The sequence below is a fragment of the Mycobacterium sp. Aquia_213 genome, from assembly GCF_026625985.1.
Taxonomy (GTDB): Bacteria; Actinomycetota; Actinomycetes; order Mycobacteriales; family Mycobacteriaceae; genus Mycobacterium.
Window position 1 is genome coordinate 1988516 of the sequence record NZ_CP113116.1, and the last position, 20281, is coordinate 2008796.

The 20281-nt window shown below is 65.9% G+C and carries 19 protein-coding genes and 1 tRNA gene; 14 read left to right on the top strand and 6 right to left on the bottom strand.

Features of this window, described 5'->3' with window-relative positions:
• Positions 1–108: 108 nt before the first annotated feature.
• The 5 genes from LMQ14_RS09335 (at position 109) to LMQ14_RS09355 (ending at position 4440) form a co-directional block, all read left to right on the top strand.
• On the top strand, positions 109–1500 hold the full coding sequence (locus LMQ14_RS09335; RefSeq protein WP_267734464.1) for a glycine--tRNA ligase: 1392 nt from the start codon (positions 109–111) through the stop codon (positions 1498–1500).
• A 158-nt stretch (positions 1501–1658) separates the two neighbouring features.
• Positions 1659–2837, top strand: a complete 1179-nt coding sequence (locus LMQ14_RS09340) for a PPE family protein (protein ID WP_267734465.1) — start codon at positions 1659–1661, stop codon at positions 2835–2837.
• Between the two features lie 645 nt (positions 2838–3482).
• Positions 3483–3743, top strand: a complete 261-nt coding sequence (locus LMQ14_RS09345; protein ID WP_267734466.1) for a hypothetical protein — start codon at positions 3483–3485, stop codon at positions 3741–3743.
• A 74-nt stretch (positions 3744–3817) separates the two neighbouring features.
• Positions 3818–4114: a WXG100 family type VII secretion target gene (locus LMQ14_RS09350; RefSeq protein ID WP_267734467.1), complete on the top strand. Its 297-nt coding sequence runs from the start codon at positions 3818–3820 to the stop codon at positions 4112–4114.
• Between the two features lie 41 nt (positions 4115–4155).
• Positions 4156–4440 (top strand): WXG100 family type VII secretion target, encoded by a 285-nt coding sequence (locus tag LMQ14_RS09355; protein WP_066824871.1) that lies wholly within the window; start codon positions 4156–4158, stop codon positions 4438–4440.
• A 61-nt stretch (positions 4441–4501) separates the two neighbouring features.
• On the opposite strand, the gene LMQ14_RS09360 is transcribed toward LMQ14_RS09355, so the two are convergent.
• Entirely contained in the window at positions 4502–6484 is a 1983-nt protein-coding gene (locus LMQ14_RS09360) for a TPM domain-containing protein (protein ID WP_267734468.1), read from the bottom strand.
• A 122-nt stretch (positions 6485–6606) separates the two neighbouring features.
• Here LMQ14_RS09360 and LMQ14_RS09365 point away from each other — a divergent pair, with 122 nt between their 5' ends.
• The 3 genes from LMQ14_RS09365 to dnaG are packed head-to-tail and all read left to right on the top strand — an operon-like array spanning position 6607 to position 10523.
• The gene (locus LMQ14_RS09365) at positions 6607–7872 is read left to right on the top strand and encodes a deoxyguanosinetriphosphate triphosphohydrolase (protein WP_267734469.1); all 1266 of its coding nucleotides are present in this window, start codon (positions 6607–6609) and stop codon (positions 7870–7872) included.
• Positions 7873–7911: 39 nt separating this feature from the next.
• Positions 7912–8547, top strand: coding sequence for a superoxide dismutase[Cu-Zn] (gene sodC / locus LMQ14_RS09370; protein ID WP_267734470.1), 636 nt, complete (start codon positions 7912–7914; stop codon positions 8545–8547).
• A 44-nt stretch (positions 8548–8591) separates the two neighbouring features.
• Positions 8592–10523: a DNA primase gene (gene dnaG / locus LMQ14_RS09375; protein WP_267734471.1), complete on the top strand. Its 1932-nt coding sequence runs from the start codon at positions 8592–8594 to the stop codon at positions 10521–10523.
• On the opposite strand, the gene LMQ14_RS09380 is transcribed toward dnaG, so the two are convergent.
• Positions 10498–10776: a hypothetical protein gene (locus LMQ14_RS09380; RefSeq protein ID WP_267734472.1), complete on the bottom strand. Its 279-nt coding sequence runs from the start codon at positions 10774–10776 to the stop codon at positions 10498–10500. The genes dnaG and LMQ14_RS09380 overlap by 26 nt on opposite strands.
• A gap of 173 nt (positions 10777–10949) precedes the next feature.
• Here LMQ14_RS09380 and LMQ14_RS09385 point away from each other — a divergent pair.
• Both LMQ14_RS09385 and LMQ14_RS09390 read left to right on the top strand, forming a co-directional pair.
• A tRNA-Asn gene (locus tag LMQ14_RS09385) sits at positions 10950–11025 on the top strand.
• Between the two features lie 176 nt (positions 11026–11201).
• Positions 11202–11525: a DUF3349 domain-containing protein gene (locus LMQ14_RS09390; protein WP_267734473.1), complete on the top strand. Its 324-nt coding sequence runs from the start codon at positions 11202–11204 to the stop codon at positions 11523–11525.
• Positions 11526–11536: 11 nt separating this feature from the next.
• Here LMQ14_RS09390 and arr read toward each other — a convergent pair whose 3' ends face one another.
• Genes arr through LMQ14_RS09410 form a run of 4 tightly spaced genes read right to left on the bottom strand, consistent with a single transcriptional unit; the run spans position 11537 to position 14876 of the window.
• Positions 11537–11962, bottom strand: a complete 426-nt coding sequence (arr, locus tag LMQ14_RS09395) for an NAD(+)--rifampin ADP-ribosyltransferase (protein ID WP_267734474.1) — start codon at positions 11960–11962, stop codon at positions 11537–11539.
• A 37-nt stretch (positions 11963–11999) separates the two neighbouring features.
• Positions 12000–12686, bottom strand: a complete 687-nt coding sequence (cysE, locus tag LMQ14_RS09400; RefSeq protein ID WP_267734475.1) for a serine O-acetyltransferase — start codon at positions 12684–12686, stop codon at positions 12000–12002.
• A gap of 2 nt (positions 12687–12688) precedes the next feature.
• Positions 12689–13621, bottom strand: a complete 933-nt coding sequence (cysK, locus tag LMQ14_RS09405) for a cysteine synthase A (protein WP_267734476.1) — start codon at positions 13619–13621, stop codon at positions 12689–12691.
• Positions 13608–14876: a thioester domain-containing protein gene (locus LMQ14_RS09410; RefSeq protein ID WP_267734477.1), complete on the bottom strand. Its 1269-nt coding sequence runs from the start codon at positions 14874–14876 to the stop codon at positions 13608–13610. Before LMQ14_RS09410 ends, cysK begins: the two co-directional genes overlap by 14 nt.
• Positions 14877–15242: 366 nt before the next feature.
• Between LMQ14_RS09410 and LMQ14_RS09415 the strand changes: the two genes are divergently transcribed.
• From LMQ14_RS09415 to LMQ14_RS09430, 4 genes are all read left to right on the top strand, one after another.
• Entirely contained in the window at positions 15243–16166 is a 924-nt protein-coding gene (locus LMQ14_RS09415; protein WP_267734478.1) for a family 2A encapsulin nanocompartment shell protein, read from the top strand.
• Positions 16153–18069, top strand: coding sequence for a family 2A encapsulin nanocompartment cargo protein cysteine desulfurase (locus LMQ14_RS09420; protein WP_267734479.1), 1917 nt, complete (start codon positions 16153–16155; stop codon positions 18067–18069). Before LMQ14_RS09415 ends, LMQ14_RS09420 begins: the two co-directional genes overlap by 14 nt.
• A 599-nt stretch (positions 18070–18668) precedes the next feature.
• The gene (locus LMQ14_RS09425; RefSeq protein ID WP_267734480.1) at positions 18669–19436 is read left to right on the top strand and encodes an MlaE family ABC transporter permease; all 768 of its coding nucleotides are present in this window, start codon (positions 18669–18671) and stop codon (positions 19434–19436) included.
• Complete coding sequence (locus LMQ14_RS09430; RefSeq protein ID WP_267734481.1) at positions 19433–20281, top strand: ABC transporter permease; 849 nt, start codon at positions 19433–19435, stop codon at positions 20279–20281. The genes LMQ14_RS09425 and LMQ14_RS09430 overlap by 4 nt, the downstream gene beginning before the upstream one ends.

The window sequence follows — 20281 nt, forward strand, 5'->3', positions numbered from 1 at the left end:
TGTCACATGCATGATGACGCATGTCAAAGACCGCCGCCCGGTCGATACCATTGCTGATGTTTCGCGGGCGACGATTCGCCGCCCCGCCTCAGTGCCATCCGAAAGGGAGTGGACCACCCCGTGGCGTCCGTCATCGACACCGTCGTTAACCTGGCCAAACGGCGTGGATTCGTCTATCCCTCGGGTGAGATCTATGGCGGCACCAGGTCGGCGTGGGACTACGGGCCGCTGGGTGTGGAACTCAAAGAGAACATCAAGCGGCAGTGGTGGCGCGCCGTGGTCACCGGTCGCGACGACGTCGTGGGACTCGACTCGTCGATCATCCTGCCGCGCCAGGTGTGGGTGGCGTCCGGGCACGTCGAGGTGTTCCACGACCCGCTGGTGGAGTCGCTGATCACCCACAAGCGCTACCGCGCCGACCACCTGATCGAGGCCTATGAGGCCAAACACGGGCATCCGCCCCCCAACGGGCTGGCCGATATCCGCGACCCGGAGACGGGCGAGCCAGGTCAGTGGACCGAGCCGCGCGAATTCAACATGATGCTCAAGACCTACCTGGGTCCGATCGAGACCGAGGAGGGGCTGCACTATCTGCGGCCCGAGACCGCGCAGGGCATCTTCGTCAACTTCGCCAACGTGGTGACGACCGCGCGGCGCAAGCCGCCGTTCGGCATCGGGCAGATCGGCAAGAGCTTCCGCAACGAAATCACCCCGGGCAATTTCATCTTCCGCACGCGCGAGTTCGAGCAGATGGAGATGGAGTTCTTCGTCGAGCCGTCGACCGCGAAGGAGTGGCACCAGTACTGGATCGACACCCGGCACCAGTGGTACACCGACCTCGGCATCAACCCGGAGAACCTGCGGCTCTACGAACACCCCAAAGAGAAGCTGTCGCACTACTCCGACCGCACCGTCGACATCGAGTACAAGTTCGGTTTCCAAGGCAACCCGTGGGGTGAGCTGGAAGGCGTCGCCAACCGGACTGACTACGACTTATCAACGCACGCAAAGCATTCCGGTGCCGACCTGTCCTTCTTCGACCAGGTCAGCGACACCCGGTACACGCCGTACGTGATCGAGCCCGCGGCCGGCCTGACGCGGTCGTTCATGGCGTTTTTGATCGACGCATACGCCGAGGACGAGGCCCCGAACGCCAAGGGCGGCGTGGACAAGCGCACGGTGCTTCGCCTGGACCACCGGCTGGCACCGGTCAAGGCGGCGGTGCTGCCGCTATCCCGGCACGCCGACTTGAGCCCCAAGGCCCGGGACCTCGCCGCCGAATTGCGGCAGTCCTGGAACATCGATTTCGACGACGCCGGCGCGATCGGGCGCCGCTACCGGCGCCAGGACGAGGTCGGGACGCCATTCTGTGTGACGGTGGATTTCGACTCCCTGGAGGACAACGCCGTCACCGTGCGCGAACGCGACGCGATGACGCAGGAGCGGGTGTCGATGGACGCCGTCGGCGACTACCTGGCGGTTCGGCTCAAGGGCGCCTAGCAGCCCTTATTTGGCTATTTGGACAAACCGGGCAATTTTGATGTAGTGCTGCCATACGATCCGGCCTTAGTCTTATACGCAGTGTGTCCAGTCGAAGTAATGACTGTCGGGGTGCAGTTGTAATGCCGTAGAAGCGGCTGGTCGTGTCGAGGTACTAGATGGTTCTGGATTTTGCGTTCTTTCCGCCGGAGATCAACTCGGCCCTGATGTATGCCGGCGCGGGCTCAGGGCCGCTGCTGGCTGCTGCCGCTGCCTGGGACGGTTTGGCTGCTGACATGTGGGCGTCGGCGTCGTCGTTCGACTCCGTGGTCTCGGGCCTGGCGTCGAATGGGCAGTGGATGGGTCCGTCCTCGGATTCGATGGCGCAGGCGGCAGCACCGTATTTGCAGTGGCTGCACACGGCGGCGGCGCACGCCTCCATGTCGGCCGTGCAGGCCCGGGTGGCGGCGACGTCGTATGAGTCGGCATTCGCGGCGACGGTGCCGCCTGCGGCCATCGCAGCGAACCGCATCCAGCTGATGACATTGATCGCGACGAACATTCTCGGCCAGAACACCGCGGCAATTGCGATGACCGAATTCGAATACATCCAGATGTGGCTTCAGGATGTGCTCGCGATGTTCGGCTATCACGCGGGGGCGCAAGGGGTCATGTCGGCGTTGCCGTCGATCAGTTCGGCCCCGTCGAGCTTGGCGGGATTGTTCACGACGCCGCTGAGCGGTTTGGCGTCGCAGTTCGCCGGGGCGCTGTCGTCGGTGGGTGGGCAGCTATTCGGCCCGGGATTCTCCTCGGCGGTGACCGCGATTCAGTCCGCACTGACCCAGGTGGGGTCGATTGTTTCGTCGGGGCCGGTGTCATCCCTGATGTCGGTGGCCCAGATCGGAATGTATCCGGCGAGCGCGTTGATGCCACCGATGATGGCCATGGCGCAAGGCACTGCACCGATGACGTCGCTGGCCGGTGCGACGAATATGGCCGCCACCAGTGCGTCGCAGACCGTCGGTTCGACCGCTCCGGCGATGGGAGGGATGAGCGGCAGCGGGGGCTGGGGCTCGTCGATCTCGGCCAGCCTGGGTAGGGCGCGGTTGGTGGGCGCGATATCGGTGCCCTCGCTGTGGCAGGGCTCGACTCCGGCCCCGATCGTCAGCTCCGCGATGGCGGGCGCGGGAGCGTCCGGCGCCGTGGTGGAGCCGGTCGGATCCACCAGTGGCATGCCGATGCCGGCGCGGGCGGCCACGGGTCATGACAAGCCGGCCGAAATGGTGGGCCGGGCCGGAACCAGTCAGACCCACGTGGTGCAGTCCCGGCCCAAGGTGGTGCCGAGAAAGGGCGCCTGAGGGGCCGGAGCGCGCCGGGCGCAATTGCCCGGGCGGTCATACGAATGAATCGGGCGCATCGCAAATTTCTCAACATGCAGCCAACTCGCATTCATCGGTTACCCGCTTAATCAAACTATTAGGTACGGTTTGCGACGGCGATTGATTCCGGCGCATGCAATGTTCGGCAGAACACGCGTACCGCAGCTGGCCGCATCGCTGGGCGCCGGTCCTGTTCTCGGGTCCGGCGGGCTGGGACGAGTTGTCAGCGCGCCGGGGTCGCGCGGCGATGGCCGCTTCGAAAACTCGTGCCACCGCTCACCAGAATTCCTGCCGGGCAACAATTTTCGCACTGCAGCCAACGGTCGACGCTGCGATGCGTACCGCCTCACGCGGTTGCGTCCGCCAATGCCGCGAACGCCTACGCGGGGGCGATCGCGTTGCCCGGTTACCGCGTGGCCGAATTTTCGTGATTAACGGCGACAAAATCAGAAATTTCCAACAATTGTCCGTTGGTTTGATTTAGTATCGAAATACTCGGCGGTATTTTGCGCCGTTGGGGTCTGTGTGAACAGAGTTTCGGGTGTGGAAGGGGGCATCATGCTTTTGCCTCTTGGTTCACCTCTGCCGAACGATTCGGTGGCGGCAGTACGAGGTGAGTCAGGCATGCTCGGTCGCTTGACGGTTCCGCTCAGTTGGGGCGTGGCCGTTCCGCCGGACGACTATGACCATTGGGCACCGGAGCGCGAAGAGCTCTCCGATGCCGATGGCAAGTTGACCGACGGGCCGGATTCAGAGGCGGCTGCCGACGGCATGGGTGAAAAGAAGGAATGGGGGCATTGGAACGAATGGGGAGGCGACGCCGAACCTCGTTTCGAAGCGCCACGAGCCAGCAGCGTGGTACCGCATTCTCCGTGGGCTGGTTGAGAGGCAAGGACGGTCGGCCAACCGGGGCCGGCACGTCAGAAGATTTAAGTCCGCTTAGCTAAGGAACAGACAGTATGGCAACACGTTTTATGACCGACCCGCACGCGATGCGTGCGATGGCGGGCCGTTTTGAGATGCACGCGCAGACGGTGTCGGATGAGGCCCGCAAGATGTGGGCGTCGTCGATGAACATCGCCGGTGCGGGCTGGAGTGGTCAGGCTCAGGCGACGTCTTACGACACGATGGGTCAGATGAACCAGGCGTTCAACAACATTGTCAACATGCTCCACGGCGTGCGTGATGGGCTCATCCGTGACGCCAACAACTACGAGACGCAAGAGCAGGCTTCGCAGCAGACTCTCAGCCACTAGCCGCGAAAATCGCTGCTACCCAACACTTGAGGACGTAGACAATGTCGATCAATTACCAGTTCGGAGATGTGGACGCGCACGGTGCGTTGATCCGCGCGCAGGCCGCTTCGTTGGAGGCCGAGCACCAGGCCATCGTTCGCGATGTGCTGGCTGCCGGTGACTTCTGGGGTGGCGCCGGTTCGGTGGCGTGCCAGGAGTTCATCACCCAGTTGGGTCGTAACTTCCAGGTGATCTACGAGCAGGCCAACCAGCACGGGCAGAAGGTGCAGTCCGCGGGCAACAACATGGCCAGCACTGACAGCGCCGTCGGGTCCAGCTGGGCCTAAACAGATTTCGAACAGTAGGGGCGCACCGAGAAACCGGTGCGCCCCTACTGCTGTCAAAGGCTCAGAAACGTCCGCCGCCACCCATGAAGCCGCCGTCGGAGCCGCCGGGCGACGAGTTCGACGAGCCGCCGAACGACGTCGAGCTCCAACCACCGAATCCGCCCCGCATTCCTCCGCTGAGGAGGTCGCCGATGATGATGCCGCCGAGCATCGCGCCGGTGTCGTTGCCGCCGACGCGGGCGTAGGCACGCTGAGCCGAGACCACGTCGGCGTTGGCCAGCGACTGCGCGTTGGCCGCCTGTGTCGATGCCGCGTTGGCGTGCGCGATCGCCTCGGCCGGGTTGGTCGACCGGGTGGCGTGTGCGGCCTCGAGGTGTCGTTGGGCTTCGGCGAGCCGGGTCCGAGCGTCGGGTCCGACGCTGCCGCGCCGGGTGTCGATGTACTCCGAGACTCCGCGCACTCGCGCCTCCGCGGTGAACAACGCCTGTTCGAGTGACCGGTTGAGCCGATCGGCGTCGGCCTGTTCCTTGGCCACCGTGGCCAACACCCGGTTCAGGTCGGAGTCGGCCTTGGCCAGCTGTGCGAATGTGCCCAGCGGGTCGGCGGCTCCACCGCCGGCGGCATCGACGGCTCTGGTGGCGGCGTCACGCGCCGCGGCGAGCTCGCTGGCATGCGCGGACTTCGTGTTCTGCCCTTGCAGCTGCGCGGTGGCGTGCTGGATGGCCGCCTGGATGTCGCTCATCACCGCGGGCAACCTTTCAACGGCCCGCCGGATATCGCCGGCCGCGTTATCCACGGCATCGAGCAGCGCGCGAGCTTGCCCGAGCGCCGACTCGGTGGCACGCACCGCGTCGACCAAACCACTCTGCTGTCCACTGACCGCATTGCCGGCCAGTGCTCGGGCCGAGCTGATGTTGCGGTCGGCGAACGCCAGCCGCTCCTTGGTGGTGGCGATATTGCCCGACACCGAAGTCAGTGCCGCAGGACCGAATTCCTTGTGCAACTCGGCCATCCGCTGTTCGGCCGGCACGATGCGGGTGGTGAGTTCGACGACCTGCTGGGTCAGCGCATCGAGCCGCGATGCGGCGTTGACGACCAAATCGCGTAACTGCTCGAACGCCTCGGTCTGTGCTTCCAGTTCGCGGTCTGCGCTGGCCGCCGACACGATCACCTGGGTGAGTAGCTCGCGCTGCTGCGCGGGGGTCTCGGGCATGTTGTCGTCAAGTTGCTGTCGCACGGTAAAGGCTTGGGAGAGTGAGGTTTTGGCGTTGTTGACGGCCCGGGTGAAGGGTTCGGTGCGCTCGGCGCCGAACTCGTCGATGGCCAGGGCGAGCTCGTTGGAGCTGGTGCGTACCGCGTTGTCGACCTCCACCACCATCGAGCGCGACAGGTCGTCGAGGGCGGCCAGTGGCACGGCGGCCAACGCGGTCGGGTTGGTGGGGTCCACCCGTCTTGCGGCGGCCAAATCGGCGGTACGGCGGCGTCGACGACGATAACGCATGACAAGCACCAAGGCCACCACCGCGACGATGATCACGCCGAGGGTGGCCAGCAGCCAGAACCGGTTCGACGAATTCGGCGTCGCATTCAGGCCATTCGCGGCGGAGACTGCGGCACCGCGCCAATCCCCTTCGCGCAGAGCGGGTTCGATTTCGTTGCGGCGCAGCTCATCGACCTGAGTTTGGGTCACGCCTTTCACCCCGGACGGCACCAGGAAGGCATACGCCCGTCCGGTGGTGCTGACGGCGAGCAGCGCGTCGTAGGTACCCAAATCGCTTTCGTGGATGGTGCGCTGCGCCCAGGTCACCGCGTTCTGGCCGGAGAAGTCGTTGACGTAGACCACCCACAGCCGGATGTGGCGGTCGGAATAGAGCTGGTCGACGGCTGCGCTCACGTCGGCGCGGCCGGAGGGCGACAACGCGCCCGCGTCGTCGGTGACATACCCCGGGAGCCGGAACGGGGGCTGCGCGCCGGCGGCCGGTGCCACCAGCAGCCCGGTGATCAGCATCGTCAGGATCACGCCGAGTAAGCGGGCAATGCGCATAGCTCAATTTATCCCCGTGGCAACGCCGCCTCGCAGCGCATGAGGCGGGGTACTCCGAGCCGCGCACCGGCACGAGCCGGAGCGGGGCCGCATCCCGGCATTCCCTGGCAGACTGTGCGTCGGTGATCACGAACCTGCAAGACCCTTACGACGACTTCGACCGCCAGCGGCGGGCGGGCGAAGCGCCGAAGACCGCGGGTCTGCCGGGCACGGAAGGCCAGAACCGCACCGACTTCGCCCGGGACCGGGCGCGCGTGTTGCACAGTGCCGCGTTTCGCCGCTTGGCGGACAAGACACAAGTCGTCGGGCCCCGCGAAGGGGACACCCCGCGCACTCGGCTGACGCACTCGCTGGAGGTCGCCCAGATCGGGCGCGGCATGGCGATCGGGCTGGGCTGCGATCTCGATCTCGTGGAGCTGGCCGGGCTGGCCCACGACATCGGACACCCGCCCTACGGCCACAACGGCGAGCGCGCACTCAACGAGGTCGCCGACGAGCACGGCGGTTTCGAAGGCAATGCCCAGAATTTCCGGATACTGACCAGCCTCGAGCCCAAAGTGCTTGACGAGCAGGGCAATAGCGCGGGACTGAACCTGACCCGCGCCTCGCTGGACGCGGTCACGAAATACCCGTGGACGCGGCGCCCCGAAGTACGCAAGTTTGGGTTCTACGAAGAGGATCGCGAGGCGGCGGACTGGATGCGCGCGGGGGCGCCGCAGGACCGAATGTGCCTGGAAGCACAGGTGATGGACTGGGCCGACGACGTCGCCTACTCGGTGCACGACGTCGAGGACGGCGTCGTCTCACAACGCATCGATTTGCGCGTGCTCGCCGACGACGACGAGGCGGCGGCGCTGGCCAAGCTGGGGGAGAGCGAGTTCTCCCGGGTGAGCGCCGACGATTTCATGGCTGCCGCGCGCCGGCTGTCCGGGTTGCCGGTGGTTGCCGCGGTCGGCAAATACGACGCCACGCTGGCAGCGTCGGTCGCACTCAAACAGTTGACCAGTGAATTGGTGGGCCGGTTCGCCTCGGCTGCGATCGCGACCACGCGCGCGGCGGCGGGTCCCGGGCCGCTGGTGCGTTTCCAGGCCGATCTGCAGGTGCCCGACTTGGTCCGGGCCGAGGTCGCCTTGCTGAAAATTCTGGCGCTGCAGTTCATCATGTCCGACCCGCGGCATCTGGAAACTCAGGCACGGCAGCGCGAACGTATTCATCAAGTGGCGCAGTGGCTGTACGCCGGAGCCCCCCGCACGCTTGATCCGTTCTTCGCCGCGGCCTTCACCACCGCGGCCGACGACGGCGCCCGGTTACGGGTCGTCATCGATCAAATCGCCTCGTACACCGAAGGGCGGCTGGAGCGAATCGACGCCAGCCCGGCGAGCCCCTAACCGCAGATTTCGCCCAACGGCACCAGTTAGGCTGCGGGCATGAGCAGAAACACCGCCGTTGCCGCCCTGTTGTCGATTCCGATCGTGGCCATGACCGCGTGCAGTTCACCTCAGCATGCGAGCACTCAGCCCGGCACCACTCCGCCGGTGCTCAGCGGCTCGGCCGGCTCGTCGACTACATCCAGTCCGGCCACGCCGAGCGGTCAAGCGCTCTCCGCTCAACTCAAAGCGCCCGACGGTCGGCAGGTGGCCACGGCCACCTTCGACTTCACCGACGGCTATGTCACCGTCACCGTCAAGACGGACACCCCCGGCATCCTCGCGCCCGGCTTCCACGGCCTGCACATTCACGAGATCGGCAAGTGCGAGCCGAACTCGGTGGCGCCGGCCGGCGGTCCGCCCGGGAACTTCTTGTCCGCGGGCGGCCATCTCCAGGCGCCCGGACACACCGGCAAACCCGAAAGCGGTGACCTGACTTCGCTTGAAGTGCGCCAGGACGGCTCGGCTTACCTGGTGACCACCACCGATGCGATTACCCGGGACCTGCTGCTGGGGCCGAACAAGACCGCCTTGATGCTGCACGGCGTGGACGGTGGCGACATGCCCGGCATGCCGGGGATGCCAGGCGGGGCGATGGAGCGCGTTGCCTGCGGCGTGATCGGCCCGGCCAGCTGAGCTGGTCGTGACCGCTGGCGGATCCGGGGTCCTAGACTGAGCCGATGGCTGGCCGGATCTCCGATCGTGATATCGCCGCCATTCGCGAACGTGTGCGTATCGAGGAAGTCGTCGGCGACTACGTCCAGCTGCGCCGCGCGGGTGCGGACTCGCTGAAGGGCTTGTGCCCCTTCCACAACGAGAAGTCCCCGTCGTTTCACGTCCGGCCGAACCACGGCCACTTCCACTGCTTCGGCTGCGGCGAAGGCGGCGACGTGTACGCGTTCATCCAGAAGATCGAACACGTCAGCTTTGTCGAGGCCGTCGAGATGCTCGCCGACCGGGTCGGCCACACGATCACCTACACCGGCGCCGCGGCCACCAATGTGCAGCGCGATCGCGGCAGTCGCAGCAGGCTGGTTGCGGCGAACGCGGCCGCTGCCGAGTTCTACGCGGCGGCGCTGGAGTCCGACGAGGCGGCGCCGGCCCGTCAGTACCTGAAGGAGCGCAACTTCGACGCCGAGGCCGCCCGTCACTTCGGCTGCGGATTCGCGCCGTCGGGCTGGGAGACGCTGACAAAGCACTTGCAGCGCAAGGGTTTCGAGTTCAAGGAGCTGGAAGCCGCCGGTTTGTCCCGGGAGGGACGCCGCGGGCCGATGGACCGCTTCCACCGCAGGCTGTTGTGGCCCATCCGCAGCTCGGCCGGTGAGGTGATCGGGTTCGGGGCCCGGCGGCTGTTCGACGACGATCCGATGGAAGCCAAGTACGTCAACACCCCCGAGACGCTGCTCTACAAGAAGTCGTCGGTGATGTTCGGCATCGACTTGGCGAAACGCGACATCGCCAGGGGACACCAGGCGGTCGTCGTCGAGGGCTACACCGACGTGATGGCGATGCATCTGGCCGGGGTCACCACCGCGGTCGCGTCGTGCGGCACCGCATTCGGCGACGAGCATCTGGGCATGCTCCGCAGGCTGATGATGGACGACAGCTTCTTCCGCGGCGAACTGATCTACGTCTTCGACGGCGACGCGGCCGGCCGCGCGGCCGCGCTCAAGGCCTTCGGCGGCGAGCAGAACCTGGCCGGGCAATCCTTTGTCGCGGTCGCCCCGGACGGCATGGATCCCTGCGACCTGCGCCTGGCATCCGGCGACGGCGCGCTGCGCGACCTGGTGGCACGACGAACCCCGTTGTTCGAGTTCGCGATTCGCACCGCGCTCGCCGAGTTCGACCTGGATAACGCCGAAGGCAGAGTCACCGCGCTGCGTCGCTGCGTGCCGATGGTGGGCCAGATCAAGGACTCCACGCTGCGCGACGAGTACGCCCGCCAGCTCGCCGGCTGGGTGGGATGGGACGACGTCGCGCAGATCATCGACCGGGTGCGGACCGAGGCGAAGAAGTCCACGGCCCCGGCAAGCCGGGGTGGTTCGGCGCCGAATCCGCGCCGCGCCGTCGAGCAGCAGGCGGCCCAAAGTGCCCCGGCCCAGCCCGCTGCCGCTCGTCCCGACCCGCGCGACCCGACCCTGTGGCCGCAACGCTTGGCGCTCAAGGCGGCGTTGCAGTATCCGGCGTTCGCGGGCCCGGTGTTCGACACGCTGACCGTCGAGAGCTTCACCCACGCCGGGTATGTGGCCGTGCGCGCGGCCATCGAAGCGGCGGGCGGCACGTCTTCGGGTCTGATCGGGGCGGAGTGGATCGATGCGGTGCGCCAGCACACCACATCGAGCCTGACCGCGGGCCTGGTCAACGAGCTCGGGGTGGAGCCGATTCCGAATGAAGATGACGAGAAGCTGCCCCGCTACATCGCCGGGGTGCTGGCCCGGCTGCAGGAAGTCTGGATGGGCCGGCAGATCGCCGAGGTCAAGTCGAAGCTGCAGCGCATGTCACCGATCGACCAGGGCGACGAGTATCACGCGCTGTTCGGCGACCTGGTCGCCATGGAGGCATACCGGCGCAGCCTGTTGGAGCAGGCTAGCGGCGACGATCTGACGGCGTAAGGGCCTCATCGGCCGGCCGCTCGACCTCGCGCTGCACCACGGCCGTCTCGTTGTCGATCTCGGCCACGGTGACGAACCCCGCGTCGGGCGAGATCGTGTTCGCAATCTTGCGCCGGCCACCTTCGATCATCGACTGGGCCATCGGACTGCTGGTCAGCGCGCGATACGTAGCGACGAGCTGCTCGTACCGGCGACGTCCGGCTTTCGAGCCCAGCACGTAACCCAGTCCGAGCACGACGACATATCGGATCAAAGCGTCCCTCCCCACGACGGTGCGGATGGGTCCATCCTGCCTCACTCGGCTGGGTGCGTGTGCCCCCGATCGGTCGAGCCGGGCGGACGGCTGCCCCTGAACTTGGGCGCGGCCATGCCAGTACGCTAGAGTCGTCCAGCGATCCGCGCCAGATTTCGCGCGGGCCAGGTTAATCCCCTGTAGCTCAATTGGCAGAGCATTCGGCTGTTAACCGAAGGGTTGGTGGTTCGAGTCCACCCGGGGGAGCCAGGTCAAGGCGCATCTCCAGAACGCCGGGCACGTGGTGCTCAGGAGCGCGCCGGCAACGGGGGCTCGACACCGATGGCTCGAAATTTGACAGGTGTACAGCGCGGCGTGCGTTTACGTCACCGTCAGTTCAGTGGCAATGCGTACGGTTTGGCCATCGCGCCCGTGGATGCCCGCACATGACGGCAGGAAGGGGGTCTCGTCCGGTGCCGTTGAGCGGATTGGTGACCACGTTCGACACCGTCGTTCGCGCCGGATACCCCCAAGGCGTCCCGCGCGCCGACTATGTCCCGCTGTTGGCGCTGCTGCGGCGCCGCATGCCCGACAATGCGGTAGCGGCGGTGGCCACCCAGGTGGCCGCCGACGGTGACTTGAACATCAATGCCGCCGATATTCGCGCGGCCATTCTCCGGGTCGCTGCTGAACTGCCCTGCGCGGCCGATCTCGAACGCGTCCAGCGGCGGCTTGCGGCGATCATCGAGTTGGCCCAGCAGCCAGCGTAATTGAGCTTTGGCTAGTCGTAGATGACGGCGAGTCCTCGCCGCTCGAGGTCGGCCAAGCCGTCTCGCATGCCCTGTTGCTGTTCGGGGGAATGCCCCACCCAGTCCATGATCTCGCCGACGATTCGCACGGGCTCCCGGGTGCGGTAGGAGCGGGTCGGATTTCCGGGGAACTTTTTGTCGGTCACGTTCGGGTCGTCTTCCAGCGTGCCTTCCGGTTCCACAATATAGATGCGGCCCTTACCTTTTCCGTTGGCCAGCTCGGCCCCCCATGCCGCGGCATCCAATGTCCGCGTCACGTAGACGTGGTTCGCCAGGCGTCCTTTCCCGTAGTTCGACCGGCGTCCGGGCACCAGCAGATCGCCCACCGCAAGGTCGGCCTTGGTGCCGTGCAAGAGGGCACCCGACTGGTGCTCTTCAAAAGGTTTCGGTGCACTCATTGGAATTGCCCGTCCCGCAACGACTTTCGGGGCATGATCAGATGGAGAAGTCCTCGCCATGCCAGACACCGGCTTCGGGTGGGCGGATGACGCGGCCGTTCCCCTGGTGGTCGTCGCCACGGGCCTCTTCCAGCCGGGCCACCCTGGCGAGCAGCTGTTGCAGGCTGACACCCACCAAGTCGGGCAGTGAATCGTCCTCGCCGGCCGGCCCGGATCGGCTGACGATCTGCCCGGGCACCCCGACGACCACACTGCTCGCCGGAACCTCTTTGACCACAACGGCATTGGCGCCGATGCGACTGTCATCGCCGATTTTGATCGGGCCGAGAATTTTGGCGCCGGCGCCGACGATCACGCGGTCACCGAGGGTGGGGTGGCGTTTCCCCGGATCCGTGCTGATGCCGCCGAGCGTCACGCCGTGGTAAATCGTGACATCGTCGCCCACTTCGGCGGTTTCGCCGATCACCACCCCGGTGGCGTGGTCGATGAACAGACCGCTGCCAAGTGTCGCGCCGGGGTGGATTTCGACCCCGGTGAGGATGCGGGTCAGCTCCCCGACGATCCGGGCGGCGACCTTGGCGCCACGGCGCCACAGCCAGTGACTGATCCGGTGGCCCCAGATGGCGTGCACGCCGGGATAGGCGAAGACGACCTGCAGCGTCGACGGCCGGGCCGGGTCACGCTCGATGACCGCCCGGATGTCCTGCCGTATCGCTGCCAGCACGGCTACTCCGTTACGTCGTCAAAAAGCGGTGTGCTCAAATACCGTTCGCCGAAATCGGGCAGGACAACCACGATCAGCTTCCCGGCGTTTTCGGGTCGGCGGGCGACCTGCAGCGCGGCCACCACGGCCGCGCCCGAGGAGATGCCGACCAGCAGTCCCTCCTCACGGGCCAGCCGCCGGGAAAGGTTGATCGCGTCGTCGTTGCCGACGGTGATGATCTCGTCGATCAGATCCAGATCGAGCACCGGCGGGATAAACCCGGCGCCGATGCCCTGAATGGGGTGCGGCCCCTTCTGGCCGCCGGACAGCACCGGTGACGCGGCCGGCTCGACGGCCACGAACTGCACCGAGGGCTTGCGCTCCTTGATCACCTGGGCGACACCGGTGATGGTGCCGCCGGTGCCGACTCCCGCCACGAAGAAGTCGATCCTCCCGTCGGTGTCGCGCCACACCTCTTCGGCGGTGGTCTTGCGGTGAATCGCCGCATTGGCCGGGTTTTCGAACTGCTGGGGCACGAAATACCGCTGGTCGGTCTTGGCCAGTTCTTCGGCCTTGGCGATGGCGCCCGGCATGCCTTCGGGGCCCGGGGTCAGGATGAGCTCGGCGCCCAGCGCCCGCAGCAGCTTGCGCCGCTCAATGCTCATCGTCTCCGGCATCGTCAGCACGATCCGATAACCGCGGGCCGCGGCCACGACGGCCAGCGCAATGCCCGTGTTCCCGCTCGTCGGCTCCAGGATGATCGTGTCCGGCTTGATCAGACCGGCTTCCTCACCCGCATCGATTAGAGCTACCCCGAGGCGGTCCTTCACGCTGTTCGCGGGGTTGAACGATTCCAGCTTGGCGACCACGTCCGCGCCTGCGCCGTCGGTGACCCGGTTCAACCGGACCAGGGGAGTGTTGCCGATCAGTTGCGTGATGTTCTCAGCGATGGTCACAAACGCCATTCCAGCGAATGTCGAAGTGGATTGCAACGTCGGAGGGTAGTGCCAGCGCGACCGGGGTGAATTGTTCCGGTGCCTCGGGTGCCACTCCGGTCAGCACCCCGCCGGTGAATCGGTGCGGCGTTGTGGCGGTCAACGTTGTCGCCGATGTGCCCGGTGCCGGCCGCAAGTAGAAGTCGGTGCCAGGGTGGACGATGCCGGCGACGGCGAAACCGTCGGCGTCAACCAGCGAGTGGCCGTCGGCAACGTTGAATGTCAACGGGATTCGCACCTGAAATGGGCCCACGAGCTCGGGTCCGGCGGTGGCCTCGGCATCAATCAGGACGGACTCGTCGGACTCCTGCGGTGCCTTCAGCGCTCCGGAGAGCAGGTAGTTGTAGAGATGCACGACCCGGTCGGCGTTGCGATAGTGCCGCGTACCGGTCAGCCGGAAGCCCACGTGGCCGATCTTGGGCGTGGTGCCGGCCGCTGCCTCGGCGATGAGCCGGTAGTACCGGTAGCCGTGTCCGCGGTGGCCATGGCTGCTGCTCGATAGCGTGCTGCCGATTCCCAGCGCACGTTCGTGGCGTCCCCGCGCGCCGTTCGTCGTCAGTCGCGAACCTGAAACCTCTTGCCAGTCAACGCCATTGGCGGACTTTTGCAGCCGAAGGGTGGCGGCGCCATCGGAGGCGGTCCACACCGAGTAGCCGCCGAGTTGGGGTTGGCCGTCGAATTCGAAGGTGATCACCGGTCCGGGGCCCCGGTGCACCGCGATCGGAACGTTCAGCGGCTGGGTGTCCAAAGCCAAGCCGTTGGTCAGGTACCAGATCGCCGCCTGGGTAGCCGCAATGGCCTCGTGTTCATCGAGATTGGCATGTCCCAGCGGGTAACCGGCCCGGCGTAACTGCTGACTGAGGTCCGCGGTCGTGCGCATCGGATACGAGTGGCGCAGAATCCAAGCCACCTCGGTCTCGTAGTCACGGCTGCGCAGATGCGGCAGTGCGGACCAGGTCCCCAAGCGATAGCGCGACGGCAGATGTGGTGCGATGCCGCCGAAATCCAGTGAATAGGCGTGCAGATTGGGGTGCAGGCGGATCAAATCGGTGCGCGCGGTGCTGCCGTCGCTGAACACGATCTTGTCGACGGTGTGGGAGTAGGTACCGCCGCGGTAACGCGTCATGTGCGGTAGCTCGGTGGCCGGCCGGACCTCGACGCGTCGCCGGGTCGCCACCGGCGCCAGTGCGCGGCTGGATATGGATAACACGGTCATCGCTGGTTGTTCTTCCCGGAAGATTTCGACTGTCGCGCGCTTCCGTACGCGCGGGCGCACGCCCGCTAGCGGGTAAAAAGCGCGACGATTAGAACGTCAGATTTGGGTCGTCAGGAAATCAACAACAGCAACAACAGTCCACGGCAAGGCAGCGCGAAGGGATAAAGCGCGGCTGTGCAACGTGGTGCATGCGACCACTATAGGGCAATATCGCGACCAGGTTCGCTCGACCAGCAACACCCACCCCCGCCGTTGAAAAAATCTCGATGAGTTTTACACTTGCCTCGGCTCAGCGTGGCGCTCTCGGTTGGTGACCCTGTGGCTCTACATCCGTGCTAAGTATTCGCCCACGACGGAAGGACCAAGATGACGTCGGCTCAAAACGAGTCCCAGGCTCTCGGAGATCTCGGTGCCAGGCAGCTCGCCAACGCGACCAAAACGGTTCCGCAACTCTCCACCATCACCCCGCGCTGGCTGCTGCACCTGCTCAGCTTCGTGCCGGTGGAAGCCGGTATCTACCGGGTGAACCGGGTGGTCAACCCGGAACAGGTCGCCGTGACGGCACAAGAGGGCGCCGCCCTCGACACGCCGCTGGCCGAGACCTTCGTCGACTACGAGACCAGCCCCCGCGAATACACCCTGCGCAACATCTCCACGCTGCTGGATGTCAGCACCCGGGTCTCCGACCTGTACTCCAGCCCGCACGACCAGGTCGCCCAGCAGCTGCGGCTGACCATCGAGACGATCAAAGAGCGCCAGGAATTCGAACTGGTCAACAGCCCGGAGTACGGGTTGCTGGCGCAGGTGACCCCGGAGCAGACGATCGAGACCCTCGGTGGCCCTCCGACGCCCGACGACCTGGACGCGCTGATCACCCGGGTGTGGAAGACGCCGAGCTTCTTCCTGACCCACCCGCAGGGCATCGCCGCGTTCGGCCGCGAAGCCACCTACCGCGGTGTGCCGCCCGTCGTCGTCAGCCTGTTCGGCGCGCAGTTCATCACTTGGCGTGGCATTCCGCTGATCCCGTCGGACAAGGTGCCACTGGAAGACGGCAAGACCAAATTCATCCTGGTGCGCACCGGCGAGGAGCGCCAAGGAGTCGTCGGCCTGTTCCAGCCGGGCCTGGTCGGCGAGCAGGCACCGGGCCTGTCGGTGCGGTTCACCGGCATCAACCAGTCGGCGATCGCGCGCTACCTGGTGACTCTGTACACGTCCTTGGCTGTCCTCACCGACGACGCGCTCGCCGTGCTCGAAGACGTCGCTGTGGACCAGTTCCATGAGTACAAGTGAGTATCGGTCGGTAGACGCCGAAAGCGACCTGCCCCTGGGCGCTGCGGAGATCGCGGCGCTGGCCAACCAGTTGTACGCGGCCAGCTTCCGCCCGGGTCCCGACAGCCCGCCGCAGTCGGCGCCGCTCGCCCCGCGGGGCAGCGTGCCGGACACGACGGCGGCCACCTCGGCCGGGCAGACCGCAGCGGGCAGCGCCGATCTGTACACGGCGCCGGTTCCGCTACTCGGCTTCACCGACATCTATGTCCCGGCTCCGACGTCTCCGGAACCCGAACCGCCACCGCAGACGGTGCCCGTTGCCCCGCGCGGCAACGTGCCGGACACGTCGGCGGCGCCCTCGGGCGCACACGCGGTCGGCAGCGTCGCCGACCCGTACCTGCCGCCGGCTGACTTCAGTGCGTTCGAGGTCCCCAGCTCGGGCATCGTCCCGACGGTGCCCGGTGTGCTTGCCGGTGCGCCCCCGAGTGCTCCGGTGGCACCGCGGGGTTCGGCTCCGTACTCGGGGATCGGGTGGCTGCCCGATGCGCCGACCGTCGGCGACCTGGGCTGGTCGGACGCGGTGCCCGCCGCGCCGGCGGCGCTGAATGCGCCTTCCGACAACGAGTACAGCTACCACTTCCTGACTTCGCCTTTGTCGGAGTCCGACCCGGTGCCGCAACTGACGGACGACCACGAGGTGTTCGACGTCAACGCGATCCGGGAGGATTTTCCGATCCTCAAGGAGACGGTCAACGGCAAGCCGCTGATCTGGTTCGACAACGCCGCGACCACTCAGAAGCCGCAGTCGGTGATCGACCGGCTCTCGTACTTCTACGCGCACGAGAACTCCAACATTCACCGGGCGGCGCACGAGCTGGCAGCCCGGGCCACGGATGCCTACGAAGAGGCCCGCGAGACGGTGCGGCGGTTCATCGGCGCACCTAAGGCCGAGCAGAACATCTTCGTGCGCGGCACCACCGAAGCCATCAACCTGGTGGCCTACGCGTGGGGCGGCAAGCATTTGGGGCCGGGCGACGAGATCGTCATCACCCACTTGGAGCACCACGCCAATATCGTTCCGTGGCAACTGCTTTCGCAGAAGACCGGCGCGGTGCTGCGGGTTGCGCCGGTCGATGAGGCGGGCAACCTGCTGCTGTCGGAGTTCGAGGACCTGCTGGGTCCGAAGACGAAGCTTGTTGCGGCCACCCAGGTTTCGAATGCGCTGGGGACGGTGACTCCGGTCGAGAAGATCGTCCAGTTGGGTCACCGCTACGGTGCACGGGTGTTGATCGACGGCGCTCAGTCGATTCCGCACCTGCCCATCGACGTCGCCGAACTCGGTGTCGACTTCTTCGTGTTCTCCGGGCATAAGATCTACGGCCCCACCGGAATTGGCGTGCTCTACGGCTCCGAGGAAGCTCTGGCCGAGACGCCGCCCTGGCAGGGCGGCGGCAACATGATCGCCGACGTCACCCTGGAACGCTCGCTGTATCAAGGGCTGCCCAACAAGTTCGAGGCCGGCACCGGCAACATCGCCGACGCCGTCGGACTGGGCGAGGCGCTGCGTTACGTCGAGCGGGTGGGCATCGAGCGCATCGCCGCCTACGAGCACGCGTTGCTGGACTATGCGACCCCGCGCTTGGCCGACATCCCCGGTGTTCGCCTGGTGGGCACCGCGCAGGAGAAGGCCAGCGTGCTGTCCTTCGTGCTGGCCGGCCACGAGCCGCTCGAGGTCGGCAAGGCGCTGAACGCGGAAGGGATTGCGGTGCGGGCCGGACATCACTGCGCGCAGCCGATTCTGCGGCGATACGGCCTGGAGGCCACGGTCCGTCCGTCGTTCGCCTTCTACAACACGTTCGAGGAGATCGACGTGTTCATCAAGGCGGTGCGCCGGATTGCCGAGGGAGGCGCCAACGTCGGCTAGCGGCAGCAAGCACGGGCCGCACACTCAGGGTGGACGCTAATCGCGCCGGCGGCGCGCAAATTGCCTTCATTCTGAACCAAAATGTTGCTTTGGGCTTCACTTGGCCGGACTGTGACGTGCGGCGGCAATAGCCGGACTCCGACGGCGGCCGCGAATGCTCAAGTGGGTTTCGACATGGCGGAAAGAAATTCGCGCAGCGGTTTGCGCCTCGGCGCTGGCGAACGGTCGTTTGTCGATTGCTGCCGCCGCCGCCGGGCCCTGGTGATTCCACGCGTCGCGGCGCGCTGGCCGGGCCGCCGCGCCCCACCCTGAGGTGCAAGACCTCTTCTTCAGCTGCCCAGCCAGCCAGTTTCGATACGCATGTCGGTCGAACGTTTATGCGGCCTGCCAGATTTCTTCTGGTTGATTGCAACCCTGATGTCGGGCATCGGTTTGCCCGTAAATTGCTGCGATGTTCTATGTGCGCAAACAGACGGCGCGGTCCACATGTAAACGACGCTGACTTCTTATGGGCCAGCTAGTTACAAGCGTGCAAAAAATGATTACTAAATGGGGGACCGCATGAGCCGAGTGGACCGTCGGTGGTCTGGGCAGGTTCGATGAACGGGACCGCCATCGCAAAGCCCATGAACGCGCTGGGGGAGTTCTTCATGCTCAGCGCCGAAGCGCTGGTGACCGCGCTGCGAAAGCCGTGGGCCTGGCGCGAGATCCTCGAGCAGATTTGGTTTGTCGCCCGGGTCTCGATCTTCCCGACCATCATGCTCTCGATTCCGTACACGGTGCTGATCGTGTTCGTGCTCAACATCCTGCTCGTCGAGATCGGCGCCGGGGACCTTTCCGGTGCCGGAGCCGGACTGGCGTCGGTGACCCAGGTCGGCCCGGTGGTCACGGCGATGGTCGTCTCGGGCGCCGGGTCCACCGCCATGTGCGCCGACCTCGGCGCGCGCACCATCCGCGAAGAAATCGACGCGATGAAAGTGATCGGGGTCAATCCCGTTCAGGCGCTGGTAGTTCCGCGCATCATCGCCGCCACCTTCGTCGCGGTCCTGCTCTACTCGGTGGTCGCCGTCACCGGGCTGACCGGCAGCTACATCTTCGTGGTGTTCGTCCAGCACGTCACCCCTGGTGCCTTTATCGCGGGCATGACACTCGTCACCGGGCTTCCGCAGGTTGTGATCTCGCTGATTAAGGCGACGTTGTTCGGGTTATCCGCGGGCTTAATCGCCTGCTACAAGGGGCTTTCGGTGGGCGGCGGTCCCACCGGCGTCGGTAACGCGGTGAACGAGACCGTGGTGTTCTCATTCATGGCCCTATTCTTCATCAACATCGTGACTACTGCGCTCGGAGTGAAAGTGACTGCCAAATGACCGATCTCGCACGCGGTCCGTCGTGGCTGGACACTCTTGGCCCGAAGCTGGTGGCGTCCACCCGCAAGCTGGGCGAGCAGACCGAGTTCTACGGAAAGTCCTTGGTGGCCACCGTGGACGCGGTGCGGCGCTACCCGAACGAACTGCTGCGCCTGATCGCCGAGATGGGGATGGGCACCGGCGCGCTGGCGGTGATCGGGGGCACCGTCGGCATCATCGGGTTTTTGACCCTGACGACCGGTGCTCTTGTCGCGGTGCAGGGATACGACACGCTGTCCAACATCGGTGTGGAGGCGTTGACCGGCTTCCTGTCGGCGTTCCTGAACGTCCGGATGATCGCGCCCTGCACGGCCGGGCTGGCCTTGGCGGCCACGATCGGTGCCGGCGCGACGGCGCAGCTGGGCGCGATGCGCATCAACGAGGAGATCGACGCTCTGGAAGTCATGGGCATCCGGTCGATCACCTACCTGGCATCCACCCGGATTATTGCCGGCGTCCTGGTCGTCATCCCGCTCTACGCCGTTGCGGTCCTGATGTCGTTCGTCGCGGCAAAGTTCCTGACGATTTACGCCTACGGCCAGTCCCGCGGCGTCTACGAGCACTATTTCTCCACCTTCCTGCGTCCAAGCGACCTGATGTGGTCGTTTCTGTCGGCGCTGACGATGGCGACGGGTGTGATGGTCGTGCACACCTATTACGGCTTTACCGCGACAGGTGGTCCCGCCGGTGTGGGGGAGGCTGTCGGTCGGTCAGTACGGTCATCGATGATCGTCACGGCGTTTGTGTGCCTGATGATTTCGCTGTCCGTCTATGGGCAGTCCGGCAACTTCAACCTGTCGGGGTAA